This window comes from Planktosalinus sp. (assembly GCF_059864935.1).
The window spans coordinates 1-13,077 of the sequence record NZ_JCBCCK010000463.1 but is presented as its reverse complement, the minus strand read 5'-3'; the positions used below and the strand labels follow the sequence as shown (position 1 = coordinate 13,077).

Below are 13,077 nucleotides of genomic sequence, written 5' to 3'. Positions count from 1 at the left end.
CTTCCGGCCATACCACCATAAGTATGTAGGCCTTCATAAATGACCACCATATTTCTGGCTTCCTCAAAAACATCATAATCATTAACAGCTAAAAATCCGCCTATGTTTACCAAAGCATCTTTCTTGGCGCTCATAGTAGCTGCATCTGTAAGGTCACATATTTCCCTAACAATCTCAGCACAGGTTTTATTGGCATAACCTTCCTCAAGTTGCTGAATCATATATGCATTTTCAGCAACACGGGTCATATCATGGACTATTTTTATTCCATACTTGGAAGTCAATTTTCTTAATTCTTTTAAATTTTCCATGGAAATGGGTTGACCGCCTGCCATATTAACGGTTGTGGCCATACACACATACGGGATTTTATCAGCCCCTTTTTCTTTGATGAGGTTTTCCAGTTTTTCCAGGTTTATATTTCCCTTGAACTTAAATTCGCTTGTGGCATCGTGGGCTTCATCCACAATGACATCAACAAATGTCCCACCGGCCAATTCCTGATGAAGTCGTGTGGTGGTGAAATACATATTCCCCGGTAGGAAATCCCCTTTTTTTATGAGTATCTGGGATATTAAATGCTCAGCTGCACGTCCCTGATGGGTTGGAATAATATGTTTATAACCATAGTATTTTTGAATGGTTTCCTCCAAATGATAAAAGTTCTCACTTCCGGCATAAGCTTCGTCACCCATCATGATACCGGCCCATTGCCGGTCACTCATAGCTGAAGTACCACTATCTGTTAGCAAATCGATATACACATCTTTTGATTTTAACAAAAACGTATTATACCCTGCCTCAATAAGGAATTTTTCCCGTTGCTCCCTTGTGTTCATAAAAAGTGGTTCTACCATTTTTATTTTATAGGGCTCTGCCCATGAACGATTTTTAATTCTTTCCATCTTTTTAATGTTTTAATTTATTTTTTCGAAATGAGCGGTAAAATGACGAAGGAGCTTGGCTTCTTCAACAATTTTATAGCCCTTGACCTTTTCTTTAGTATCCAAAATTTCCTGGAATGTCTCAATCACATATTCAATATGACTTTGGGTATAAACCCTTCTTGGGATTGCCAGCCGGACCAATTCCATTGGTGCAGGAACCAATTTTCCGTTTTCATCATATTTCCCGAACATTACCGAGCCAATCTCCACTGTCCTGATTCCGCCTTTTAGATAAAGTTCACAAGCCAGTGCCTGGCCGGGATATTGGTCAACAGGAATATGGCTGTACAATTTCTTGGCATCGACATAAACAGCATGCCCTCCAATGGGCATCATAACAGGCACTCCCATTTTGTGCAAATGTTCACCCAGATATGCTGTGCTTTTTATCCTATACCTCAAATATGCCGGGTCAAAAATTTCCTTTAACCCAATGGCTATTGCTTCCATATCTCTGCCTGACAAACCACCATAAGTTGTGAAGCCTTCAGTGATAATCAACAAGTTTGTACAAGCTTGGGCAATTTTTTTATTCCGAAGAGCCAAAAAGCCGCCCATATTGACCAGGGCATCTTTTTTTGCACTCATCACTGCGCCATCAGTCAGCGAAAACATTTCGCGGGCAATTTCCTCATAAGTATAGTCTTCAAACCCATCTTCACGGTGTTTGATAAAGTATGCATTTTCAGCAACCCTGCAGCAGTCCAGGAACAACAAGACATTGTGCTTTTTGCAAATTTCACTTACCTCCCGGGTATTTTGCATGCTAACCGGTTGCCCACCACCGGAATTGTTAGTAACGGTCAATATTACCGCACCAATATTTTCTACTCCTTTTTCAAGAATCAAATCCTCTAATCTTTGGGTATTGATATTTCCTTTAAAAGGATGGATCAAGGAAGGGTCATTGGATTCATCAATGGCAATATCGAGTGCTTCAGCTCCTGAAAATTCGATATTTGCCCTCGTTGTGTCAAAATGGGTATTGCTTATGAATGTTTTTCCTTGTCCGCCCAGGTGACCATAGATTATACGTTCTGCTGCCCTGCCCTGATGGGTGGGCAATATATAATCCATACCGGTGAGGTCTTTGATGGCTTTTTCCATGCGTTCCCAAGATTTTGATCCCGCATAGGACTCATCACCCCGCATGATGCCCGCCCATTGTTCGGCGCTCATGGCAGAGGTTCCACTATCAGTTAGAAAATCGATGATTACATGTTCAGATTGTAACAAAAAAGTGTTGTAATGTGCTTTTTTGAGAAGCTCTTCCCGTTCTTCTTCGGTAGTGACATACAGTGGCTCAACTGACTTTATGCGGAAAGGTTCTATTATAGTTTTATGTTTCATTTGTTTTAGATAAAAAGTAGATAATTAACTCTAGGATGCCAATTACCGGAATATTGATAAATACCCTCGATAGCAATAAAAAATGTGTAGGAAATGAAAATTAAAATACATCCCTTCGCTTGATGTTGCGAAGGCATGAAGGAGCTTTTATTCTGGAAAGCATATAGTATGTATGTTCTTGTATCATACAGTTGTTTTCATTGATTACGGGCTAAACAGTATTTAATCCTGCTCAAGTTTTATTGAGTCTGGCAGGATAAATAAGCATACATCAAATGTAATGAAAAACAAGAATGGCAGCAAAATAAAAAGATGTTTTTATCTTTATTTATCTCAAAAAGTTTAACAACATACTAAATGTGAGGATCACAAAGGGAATGACACCCTATAAAGATTGCCATTCAGCGTCTTAATTGAAAAAGAGAATCATTTTAACGATTAAAAAGTGGTGTTTAAAAAATGTAGATGTTCAATAAAAAAAAGCTCCACCACTTCAGAGTTAAAAAATCTGAAGGGTGAAGCATTTCACACTTGTTTTTGACAAAGGATTTTCATTGTTAACATAAACCCTAAATCAAAAAATGTTAAGCTGGATTATTGTTTTTCGTAAACAATTGTCAGGTCTTCATTGATTGTGGCAGTTCCGCCTCCTTGTTCAACCGGAATGGGATATCCATTGGGAATGGAGAAAGTAATTTCATTTCCAACTTGTGTCCCTGTTAAAGTGGAGCCCCCTTGTGTTACAATCACGGTATCACCACTTTGAGTCCATGTAAATGCAGTAGTGGTGTTTTCACTTATACATTCAATAGTATACTCATACTCATTGGTTGTTCCTACAACCAGTTCAAGCTCAATATCAAGGTAAGATGTAGACATATCAGCACCTGTTCCATTGGCATTAAAAATCAATGTTTCATTCTGGAAGCAATTTGTCTGCCCCATTATGTCATTTGAAATTATTCCATCGCCATTCAAGTCATAAGCATTCTGGGTTTTGAAAGCGGTCATTTTCCACGTGCCTTCTATGGCTACTCCCCCATCATCATCATCTGATGAACAGCCTACAAAAATTGCAGCTACAAGAATTAAAGTTAAAAGCTTTTTCATGATAATTTATTTTTTAGTTTATAGGTTAAACGTAAACAAAGTGCTTTTACCCAATTAAACAATGCAGTTTAACTTAATATAAGCAAAGATTAACGTTACTTTATCGTTTTCCTTAAGTCAGTATGGATCAGTATGGAATTAAGAAAAACACACGCTATTGAGTTTTAGGGTTCCGGTGTCAGGATTTTCAATTTATGTGTTTTCAGAAAGCTGAACAACTTTCATTTTGACTTACTGTCATAAACTTCAAAAAAAAATTCAATTTACCCCATTTGCAAATCAAATTTATAGTTGTACATTTGCACCCCAATTCTCATACGTAGAATTAATTAGGAATGTTTAACCCGCCTGTTGTAAGACAGGTTTTTAAATTGAAATTAGTTTGGACACATTAAGTTACAAAACAGTATCAGCAAACAAAGCCACCGTTACTAAGGAGTGGTTGCACATTGATGCTGAAGGGCAAACTTTAGGTCGTCTTTCTTCAGAAGTTGCAAAGCTTTTAAGGGGAAAGCACAAGCCAAACTTCACTCCTCATGTTGATTGTGGTGATAACGTTGTTATTACCAACGCAGAAAAAATCAACTTAACCGGCAAAAAATGGGATTCGAAAGAATACATCCGCCACACAGGTTATCCAGGAGGACAAAGAAGTTTGACTGCTAAAGAACTTTTCGCTAAAAACCCGGAGCGATTGATTGAAAAATCGGTAAAAGGAATGCTTCCCAAAAACAAACTGGGTGCAGGGCTTTTTAGAAATTTAAAGGTTTTTGCAGGTGCATCTCACGATCACGAAGCCCAACAACCAAGAACAATTAACTTAAACGAAATTAAGTAATGGAAGTGATTCACAAAATCGGCAGAAGAAAAACTGCAGTGGCACGAGTGTACTTGTCTCCCGGAAAAGGAAACATCACCGTGAACAAAAGAGAGTTTGACAACTACTTTACTACAGAGCCTCTTAAGTACAAAGTTATGCAGCCTTTGGCAATGACCAACAATGCAGAAACTTTTGACATAAGAATAAATGTATTTGGTGGTGGAATTACAGGTCAGGCTGAAGCTATCCGTCTTGCACTTTCAAGAGCAATGTGTGAAGTAGATGCTGAAAACCGTGCAACCCTAAAACCTGAAGGTTTATTAACCAGAGACCCAAGAATGGTAGAGCGCAAAAAATTCGGACAGAAGAAAGCGCGTAAGAAATTCCAGTTCTCTAAACGTTAATATTCCCAACATGGTTGGGAATCTCGTCAAAACAGTAACTGTTTTGATAAAAAAGTTCTAAAATTATTTATAAACGCTGTTCATTTTTCCGCCAAAGGCGGAGAAGGATTAGTTTAGCATCTAAATGGGAAAGACCTCGTGCAAACGGCTACTTTTTCATTGCTAAATCAATAGAACGTAAACTATTAAAAAAATGGCAAAAACAATCGAAGTAAAAGAATTACTTGATGCAGGTGTGCATTTTGGCCACCTCACCAGAAAATGGAACCCCAATATGGCACCGTATATCTATATGGAGCGCAACGGGATTCATATCATCAACCTTTACAAAACTGCTGCAAAACTTGACGAAGCTGCTGAAGCGATGAAGAAAATTGCAGCCAGCGGACGAAAAATCCTTTTCGTAGCAACCAAAAAACAAGCTAAAGACATCGTTGCAGAAAATGCAAAAAATGCCAACCAGCCTTACATTACTGAAAGATGGCCCGGTGGTATGCTTACCAACTTTGTGACTATCAGAAAAGCCGTTAAAAAAATGGCTTCTATTGACAGAATGAAGCAGGATGGCACCTTTGAAACCCTTTCAAAGAAAGAGCGACTACAGGTTTCACGTCAAAGAGAAAAGCTCGAGAAGAACTTAGGTTCCATCTCAGATATGAGCCGTCTTCCCGCTGCACTTTTTATTGTTGACACATTACGCGAGCACATCGCCGTGAAGGAAGCACAGAAGTTAAACATTCCAATTTTTGCAATGGTCGATACCAACTCTGACCCCAGAGACATCGACTTCCCGATTCCTTCAAACGACGATGCTTCAAAGTCAATTGAAAAGATTTTAGGTTTTGTAAGCGCAGCAATTACTGAAGGCCTTTCTGAGAGAAAATCAGATAAAGATGAAGGTGAAACTGAAGATGAAAAGCCGGTAAAAAAAGCCAAAAAAGAGCCAAAAGCAAAAACTGAAGAGCCTGAAGTAGAAGTGCCTTCTACTGATGTTGAAGACAAAAAAGCAATGAAAGAGGCCCAAAAAGAGGAGAAGCTTGAGTCTAAAAAGGAAACTGTTGAGGAAGTAACTGAAAGCGACGAAGAGAAATAGAAAAATTTCCGCGAATCCCGATAGCTATCGGGAGGAAATCTCATTCTAAAAAAGTTCTTTACAAAAAACAATAATCTAAATATTAATGAGACCCCCGCCTGCGCGGGGGTAAAAATCAAAATACTATGGCAAACATAACAGCCGCAGACGTAAACAAATTAAGACAAATTACCGGTGCAGGTATGATGGATTGCAAAAAAGCACTGGTTGAAGCAGAAGGTGATTTTGACAAAGCAATTGAAGTCCTTAGAAAAAAAGGACAAAAAGTAGCAGCAAACCGTGCAGACCGTGAGTCGAGCGAGGGAGCAGTTATTGCAAAAGTAAACAGCAACAACAGTAAAGGTGTTATCGTTTCATTGAACTGTGAAACTGACTTTGTTGCTAAAAATGAATCATTCATTACTTTGGCAAATGACTTGGCAGAACTTGCATTAAGTACTTCTTCAAAAGAGGAATTGCTTGCAAAAGACTACAAAGGCATCACAGTTGCTGAAAAACTAATCGAGCAAACAGGTGTTATTGGCGAAAAAATCGAGATTGGGGATTACAGAACCCTTGAAGCTCCATTTGTGGGATACTACATCCACGCAGGCAACAAGATTGCTGTTTTAACCGGTCTTTCTCAAACAGGCGAAAATGCCGCTGAAGTAGCTAAAAATGTAGCTATGCAGGCTGCTGCGATGAATCCCGTTGCTTTGAATGAAGCAGGAGTAGACCAGGAAACCATTGACAAGGAAATTGAAATCGCTAAAGACCAGTTGCGTCAGGAAGGTAAGCCTGAGGCCATGCTTGACAACATCGCAAAAGGAAAACTAAACCGTTTCTTTAAAGACAATACTTTGGTAAACCAAGACTATATAAAAGACAACAAACTTAGCGTTGGTGCTTATGTGAAAGCAGAATCCGGCGCAGAAGTAGTTGCTTTTGAAAGAGTAGCTTTGGGATAATTTACCTTTAAGGTGATCATATTAAAATCCGTCTCCATTTTGGGACGGATTTTTTGTTTTTAATATCTTTAAGGTGAAAATCTAAAAAAATGTACCGAAAAGAATTTCAGGAATTTTACGATAAAAACAAGGACAACTTTATCCCCGGCATTTACAACTATTGTGACCGCTGGTGTGAACGTTGTGAGTTTACTTCAAAATGCAGCGTATATGCCCGGGAAGAACAACGCGACAAAAGCAATGATGCTAATCCCGACGCATTTGTTGAGCAGATGAGTGAAAATTTTAAACTGGTTATGGAAATGCTCCTGGAGATGGCCGAAGAAAAAGGCATAGACCTCAACGCAATAGATGATACCGAGTTTGAACAAGAAGAAAAACTTCTGGAAGAATTTGCCGACAATCATATTTTATCGGTTCAAAGTAAAGAATATTCAGACCTCTTAAGAAAATGGTTTGATGAAAATGAAGACACTCTCAAAAACTTATCTGACCGAATGAACCAAAACATTTCGCTGGGTCTTATTGACGAAAAAAAGCTTAAAGAATTTGATGCTATAAAGGATGCTCTGGAAATCATTCGCTGGTACAGTTTTCAGATACACGTAAAACTCATGAGGGCCCTGCGCCACGGTGAACTGGATTTGGACTATGAAGACCCCGTTCAAAACGATGTGAATGGCTCTGCAAAAGTAGCATTGATTGGCACTGAACGATCACTGGGTGCGTGGGGTGTTTTACACAGAACCCTGCCCGAACAAGAAGATGAAATTCTTGAACTATTACTCTTACTTGAAAAAATCAGGAAAGGTATTTTTAAAACTTTTCCCGATGTCAGTAAATTTACAAGGCCGGGATTTGATGAGTAGTAATTCTACATCAAATTAGAACTGTAAATCTCAAATTCTTTCCTATTTTTAAATAGGCCAACTGACGCTATTTAGCTAAATTCAGTCAATATGCTGACGCTATTTAGCTAAATTCAGTCACTTGGTTGACTGTATTTACATTTTCGGAATATTAAAATTTTAATTTTTATCTGTTCCTCAACTCAAAAAATAATTTATGTACTTTTGCAACAGTTTATGAAAACTCAACTCAAAAGTTCATTTCAACACTATGCAATACAAAAGAATCTTACTCAAACTTTCCGGTGAAGCCCTTATGGGAAATCGTCAATATGGCATTGACCCCGACCGTCTGGCGGAATATGCGAAGGAAATCAAAACCGTGGTCGATAAAGGCGTTCAGGTTGCTATCGTGATTGGGGGAGGTAATATTTTCAGGGGAGTTGCAGGAGCCAGTAAAGGGATGGATCGCGTTCAGGGCGACCATATGGGAATGCTGGCCACAGTTATCAACGGATTGGCACTGCAAGGCGCCTGTGAAGACGCCGGTTTGCAAACCCGACTGCAATCAGCCATACAAATGAATGAAGTGGCCGAACCGTTTATCAGGCGCCGTGCCATCCGCCATTTGGAGAAAGGAAGGGTAGTGATTTTTGGAGGTGGAACCGGCAACCCCTACTTTACAACCGACTCGGCTGCTGTTTTACGCGCCATTGAAATACACGCTGATGTCATTTTAAAAGGCACAAGAGTGGATGGCATTTATACTTCAGACCCCGAAAAAAACGCAGATGCAATTAAATTTGACTTTATCACCTTTGAAGATGTTTTGCGCAAAGGCCTGAAAGTGATGGACACCACCGCTTTTACACTAAGCCAGGAAAACGAACTGCCCATTATCGTTTTTGATATGAACACCAAAGAAAACCTGCTGCGCATTGTGAACGGTGAAAATATTGGTACTAAGGTAAATTTATAAATTTGTGTTATTTTTGATTTCCATTTTTAAAGCGACAAAGCGATGACCGAAGAAATAAAATTTTTACTGGATTCAACAGAAGAAGCCATGTTGAATGCCATCAAATATCTTGAAAAACAACTGCTTAACATTAGGGCCGGAAAAGCAAGCCCCGGTATGGTGGGCGGTGTGATGGTTGATTATTATGGAACCCCAACCCCACTCTCGCAAGTGGCAAACATTAATACTCCCGACGGCAGAACACTCTCCATTCAACCATGGGAAAAAAATATGATTCCTGAAATTGAAAAAGGAATCCTGAAAGCCAACCTTGGTTTTAACCCTATGAACAACGGTGATAACATCATCATCAACATCCCGCCTTTGACTGAAGAACGCAGACGCGAACTTGCCAAAGTAGCCAAGTCTGAAGCTGAAGATGCAAAAATAAGCATTAGAAACGACCGTAAAATGGCAAACAGCGAAGCCAAAGAACTTGAAATTTCTGAAGACCTGCTGAAAATTGTTGAAACTGATATTCAAAAACTCACAGACAAATACATTGCCCGTGTGGATGAAATCTTTGCCGTAAAGGAAAAGGAAATCATGACGGTTTAGTTAAACTTAAAACAACTAGCGGATTCAGGGCTTTGTTTTGTTATACTTTTGCTTCGCGTTCAGGTTTATTAAATGCTATGCTACTAAAGGTCATCCTCTTATGTTTTTTGATTTCCTTTTTGGCTATTGGCCAGAACGTAAACACAGATGGATCCGAAATCATTCAAAAAACCCTTGCCGGTATTTCATCCTTCAATCCGGAGGAAGCTTTAGAGTCTTTTGAATACAAAACCTACACCAAGGGCATTGTTCAAACCCAAAATAGAAAAACGCTTGAAATCATCGCATCGCCAAACAATTTTTTGTTTGAGGAAGCCGCTCAATTTCGGTTTGACCAAAACCATCTTCTTCAAAAAACGGTCATCGGCTCAAACCTTGCCGGGTTTGAATCGCCATTTTATCCGCTTTTTCCTGAAACTTTCCACTCCCTTTCAATCTATGAAAATCAGTATGAAATTTTGGGCAAACGCTTTCGCGGTCCTTTATCAAAAAAGGCTCTTAAACATTACCGATTTGAGCTTAAGGAAACCGTTACAAATTCAGAATATCCTTATCATATCATTTATTTTTCACCATTAAATCCCAGCGACGGCACTAACCTTAAAGGTGAGTTGCATATCGACACAAAAACCTTTGCCGTTCAAAAGGCGGTCATAAAACACAGTCAAAACATTGAAGCCGTAATCACACATCTTTTTCGTTTTCACGAAAGTGAAAACCTTTGGTTTCCAGAAGAGACCCAGTTTCAAGTCATTATTGTTAATCCTATCGAACAATTTAACCTTTTAGGAAAAAGAATCCAATCAGGAAGACTTGGGCATGACGAAAACGAAGAGCAAATAACCTCTTTTTCAATTGTGACCAACTTATTTGATGTTGTTTTAAATAAAACACCATCCCAAACAAAAAATCAATTTAATGTCATAGCCAATATTACCGAAAACATAATCGATGAAAATTTCCGTTCAGAATATCAAATAAAAGGGCTTACAGATGTGGAGTTGACTATAGTTGATTCAGTGACTGAAATCATATCATCCCGGCATATCGAAAAACGCATACAACGCTTAAAAGATTTTGGAATGGGCTATGTGGAATTGGGCTTTTTTGACCTCGATTTAAAGTTTCTTATTAAATACAACAACTATGAAGGTATTCGTTCAGGGCTGGGTGGTGTGACCAATGACAGACTTTCCCCGCATATTAATCTAGGTGGTTATCTGGTCAGGGGCTTTAAAGATGAAGCTTTTAAATATCAGTTGTCAACTTCATTCAACCTCAATCGGGCATCAGGAACCATTTTGGGCCTTTCTTATACCGATGATGTTACAGAAATGGGCAGCCACAGTTACCTTACAGACCGTCGCACATTTTCGCTGTTTGAGCCCAGATTGGTCAATATCATTGAGTTTTTCAAACACGAAACCTGGGAAACAAACTTACAACATACCATAAGTCCGAAACTCAACGCAGATGTAGAGTTTTCTCACAGCAATATCAGTCAGATTTTAAATTATGAGTTTTTAGATGAGGGGGCTTTATTTTCTAATTACCAACTGACCAAAGCAAAAGTTTCTTTACTTTGGTCTCCTTTCGGGAAATTTATGCAAACTCCATATGGTATCACAGAGTATCATACCGGCTACCCCAGGTTTTCAGCACAATTTACCCAAAGTTTTAAAGGACTTTTAGAGGGTAATTTTAATTTTTCAAAAATCGATATCAGGGCAGATTATTATATAAAGCACCTAAACCGTTCAAATACCGAAGTGGTTTTGGAAGGCAATGCGGGTTTTGGTGACATTCCGCTTACACATATGTATCACGCCTACCCCAACAGCCCCAACAAGGAAACCATCTTAAACCGTTTTTCCGTGGCGGGGATAAAAAGTTTTGAAACCATGTATTTTGGTGAGTTTTTTTCAGACAAACTGGCCACTGTTCATATCAAACATCAGCTAAAGCCTTTTATGATTGCTCCTTGGTTTAAACCCGAATTGGTGTTGATTACCCGTCACGCCATTGGAACGGTATCAAACCTTGAAAACCATCAAAACATCTCGTTCAATACACTTGAAAAAGGCTATTCAGAATCAGGCTTGGAAATTAATCAGCTCATTTTTGGTTTTGGTTTAAGTTTTGCATATCGTTATGGTGCCTATCAGCTTCCGCAGTTTGAAGACAATGTTTCTTTCAAATTTACTTTTTACCTGAAAATCTAACTGAATTTCACAAAAACTTAACGACTTAAGGTTCGTTTTGGAAGTGACTACTTGTAAAAGATTTCTACCTTTGCAGCCATTTTTAAGCATCTAAATGAACAAGCGCCTTAAAGCACAAAAACAAAGCCCTTTCTGGGGTAAAACCGCTCGATTAATTCTTAGAAACAGGACTGTTTTTCTGGTTCTAATTGTTCTTGCCACTTTGTTTTTCTCAACCCAGTGGAAAAACATGCGCTTTTCAAATACCGAAGCCAACCTGCTGCCGGATGACCACCCCATTAATCTTGAATATGAAGAGTTTTTAGACACTTTTGGCGAGGAAGGCAACCTGATCGTGATGGGCGTTAAAGACAGCAGTATTTTTACTGCCGAAAAATTCAAGGCGTGGAACCTGCTTTCAGATAAAATTCAGGAATTTGACGAAGTGGAGTATGTGATTTCCACCAGTAATTTGATGGAATTGCAAAAAAATGAAGATTCACTTCGGTTTGACTTAGTGCCTTTTTTACCTGAACACATAACTACAGAAACCGATTTTGATAATATTGAATACAGCTTGTTTAACCGGTTACCTTTTTACGAAGGTTTAATCTACAGCCCCAACAAAGAAGGTTTTAGGACTCTAATTGCCTTAGAAAAAGACATCGTCAATACGAGCGTCAGAAGAGATTTTATCCTTGACGAACTCATCCCGCTGATTGAAGCTTTTGAGAAGGACCACAACATCAAGGTACACACTTCGGGAATGCCCTACATACGTACCCTGAACTCCAAAAATATCATTGACGAAATCAGCCTTTTTATTGCTGTCGCCTTGCTGGTAACTTCGCTAATATTCTTTTTCTTTTTCAGGTCTGTTAGGGCAACGCTCATCACTATGGTTACGGTGATGATTGGTGTGATGTGGTGTTTTGGGATTTTGGGTTTACTGGGGTATGAAATTACCGTCCTCACGGCTTTGATTCCACCGTTGATTATTGTTATTGGTGTGGCCAATTGTATTTTCCTCATCAACAAATACCAGAACGAAATTAAAAACCATGGCAATCAGGCCAAATCGCTCCAACGGGTAATTACCAAAATCGGTAATGCCACATTGCTGACCAATGCCACAACGGCTTCGGGTTTTGCAACTTTTACGCTTACTCAAAGCGAATTGTTGGTTGAGTTTGGTATCGTTGCATCACTCAGTATTCTGGCTGTTTTTGTGTTATCGCTGCTCATCATTCCAATTGTTTACAGCTACATGCCCATTCCCAAATACAAACATTTGAAGCACCTCAACAAAAACTGGGTGGGCAAACTGGTCAACTGGTTGACAAACACCGTGCGTCATCATCGATTTGCCATTTATATTACTACTGTGGTGCTTTTGTGCTTGAGTATTGTGGGGATTTACAACATTAAAATTTCCGGAAGTGTGATTGACGATATGCCGAGAAATGCCGAGTTTTTTAAAGACATCCGCTTTTTTGAAGAAGAGTATGACGGCATTATGCCCCTTGAAATTTTAATCGATACCCAAAGACCCGAAGGTGTCATGGCAGCTGCCAATTTACGCCGAATGGATGAGCTGCAGAATTTCATTATGGAAATTCCGGAATATTCCAAGCCTATATCCGTGGTGGAAACCGTAAAATATGCCAAGCAGGCTTTTTACAACAACAATCCGGAGTTTTATGAACTGCCCACCTCGCAGGAGCGCAATTTTATCATGCCCTATGCCCGAAACAGCATCAGGGAAAACAACATGCTTGAAA

Annotated in this window: 12 protein-coding genes; 9 read left to right on the top strand and 3 right to left on the bottom strand. The window is 39.1% G+C overall.

Annotation, left to right across the window (positions count from 1 at the left end; genetic code table 11):
• The 3 genes from AC6F75_RS13695 to AC6F75_RS13685 form a co-directional block, all read right to left on the bottom strand.
• On the bottom strand, window positions 1-905 hold a 905-nt coding region (locus AC6F75_RS13695; protein ID WP_500715650.1), incomplete at its 3' end, for a tryptophanase.
• A gap of 12 nt (window positions 906-917) precedes the next feature.
• A complete protein-coding gene (locus AC6F75_RS13690) occupies window positions 918-2,297 on the bottom strand; it encodes a tryptophanase (RefSeq protein WP_500715649.1) in 1,380 nt (459 codons plus the stop codon).
• A gap of 594 nt (window positions 2,298-2,891) precedes the next feature.
• Window positions 2,892-3,407, bottom strand: coding sequence for a hypothetical protein (locus tag AC6F75_RS13685; protein WP_500715648.1), 516 nt, complete (start codon window positions 3,405-3,407; stop codon window positions 2,892-2,894).
• Between the two features lie 382 nt (window positions 3,408-3,789).
• On the opposite strand from AC6F75_RS13685, the gene rplM reads away from it, so the two are divergent.
• The 9 genes from rplM to AC6F75_RS13640 all read left to right on the top strand — a co-directional run.
• Window positions 3,790-4,245, top strand: a complete 456-nt coding sequence (gene rplM, locus AC6F75_RS13680) for a 50S ribosomal protein L13 (protein WP_500715647.1) — start codon at window positions 3,790-3,792, stop codon at window positions 4,243-4,245.
• The gene (gene rpsI, locus AC6F75_RS13675; protein WP_500715646.1) at window positions 4,245-4,631 is read left to right on the top strand and encodes a 30S ribosomal protein S9; all 387 of its coding nucleotides are present in this window, start codon (window positions 4,245-4,247) and stop codon (window positions 4,629-4,631) included. Before rplM ends, rpsI begins: the two co-directional genes overlap by 1 nt.
• 193 nt (window positions 4,632-4,824) lie before the next feature.
• Window positions 4,825-5,724: a 30S ribosomal protein S2 gene (rpsB, locus tag AC6F75_RS13670; RefSeq protein ID WP_500715645.1), complete on the top strand. Its 900-nt coding sequence runs from the start codon at window positions 4,825-4,827 to the stop codon at window positions 5,722-5,724.
• Window positions 5,725-5,849: 125 nt separating this feature from the next.
• Window positions 5,850-6,671, top strand: a complete 822-nt coding sequence (tsf, locus tag AC6F75_RS13665; RefSeq protein WP_500715644.1) for a translation elongation factor Ts — start codon at window positions 5,850-5,852, stop codon at window positions 6,669-6,671.
• Window positions 6,672-6,760: 89 nt separating this feature from the next.
• Window positions 6,761-7,540: a hypothetical protein gene (locus tag AC6F75_RS13660; protein ID WP_500715643.1), complete on the top strand. Its 780-nt coding sequence runs from the start codon at window positions 6,761-6,763 to the stop codon at window positions 7,538-7,540.
• Window positions 7,541-7,790: 250 nt separating this feature from the next.
• A complete protein-coding gene (gene pyrH, locus AC6F75_RS13655; protein WP_500715642.1) occupies window positions 7,791-8,498 on the top strand; it encodes a UMP kinase in 708 nt (235 codons plus the stop codon).
• A 42-nt stretch (window positions 8,499-8,540) separates the two neighbouring features.
• Complete coding sequence (gene frr, locus AC6F75_RS13650; RefSeq protein WP_500715641.1) at window positions 8,541-9,095, top strand: ribosome recycling factor; 555 nt, start codon at window positions 8,541-8,543, stop codon at window positions 9,093-9,095.
• Window positions 9,096-9,172: 77 nt separating this feature from the next.
• Window positions 9,173-11,317: a DUF5686 family protein gene (locus AC6F75_RS13645; protein ID WP_500715640.1), complete on the top strand. Its 2,145-nt coding sequence runs from the start codon at window positions 9,173-9,175 to the stop codon at window positions 11,315-11,317.
• 94 nt (window positions 11,318-11,411) lie between these two features.
• Window positions 11,412-13,077 (top strand): efflux RND transporter permease subunit (locus AC6F75_RS13640; RefSeq protein WP_500715639.1); only part of this gene is annotated, 1,666 nt, incomplete at its 3' end.

Bases quoted from the DNA above. Each gene is read 5' to 3' on its own strand.
- AC6F75_RS13690 (WP_500715649.1), bottom strand. From the start codon at position 2,297: ATGAAACATAAAACTATAATAGAACCTTTCCGCATAAAGTCAGTTGAG.
- AC6F75_RS13685 (WP_500715648.1), bottom strand. From the start codon at position 3,407: ATGAAAAAGCTTTTAACTTTAATTCTTGTAGCTGCAATTTTTGTAGGC.
- rpsI (WP_500715646.1), top strand. From the start codon at position 4,245: ATGGAAGTGATTCACAAAATCGGCAGAAGAAAAACTGCAGTGGCACGA.
- rpsB (WP_500715645.1), top strand. From the start codon at position 4,825: ATGGCAAAAACAATCGAAGTAAAAGAATTACTTGATGCAGGTGTGCAT.
- tsf (WP_500715644.1), top strand. From the start codon at position 5,850: ATGGCAAACATAACAGCCGCAGACGTAAACAAATTAAGACAAATTACC.
- AC6F75_RS13660 (WP_500715643.1), top strand. From the start codon at position 6,761: ATGTACCGAAAAGAATTTCAGGAATTTTACGATAAAAACAAGGACAAC.
- pyrH (WP_500715642.1), top strand. From the start codon at position 7,791: ATGCAATACAAAAGAATCTTACTCAAACTTTCCGGTGAAGCCCTTATG.
- frr (WP_500715641.1), top strand. From the start codon at position 8,541: ATGACCGAAGAAATAAAATTTTTACTGGATTCAACAGAAGAAGCCATG.
- AC6F75_RS13645 (WP_500715640.1), top strand. From the start codon at position 9,173: ATGCTACTAAAGGTCATCCTCTTATGTTTTTTGATTTCCTTTTTGGCT.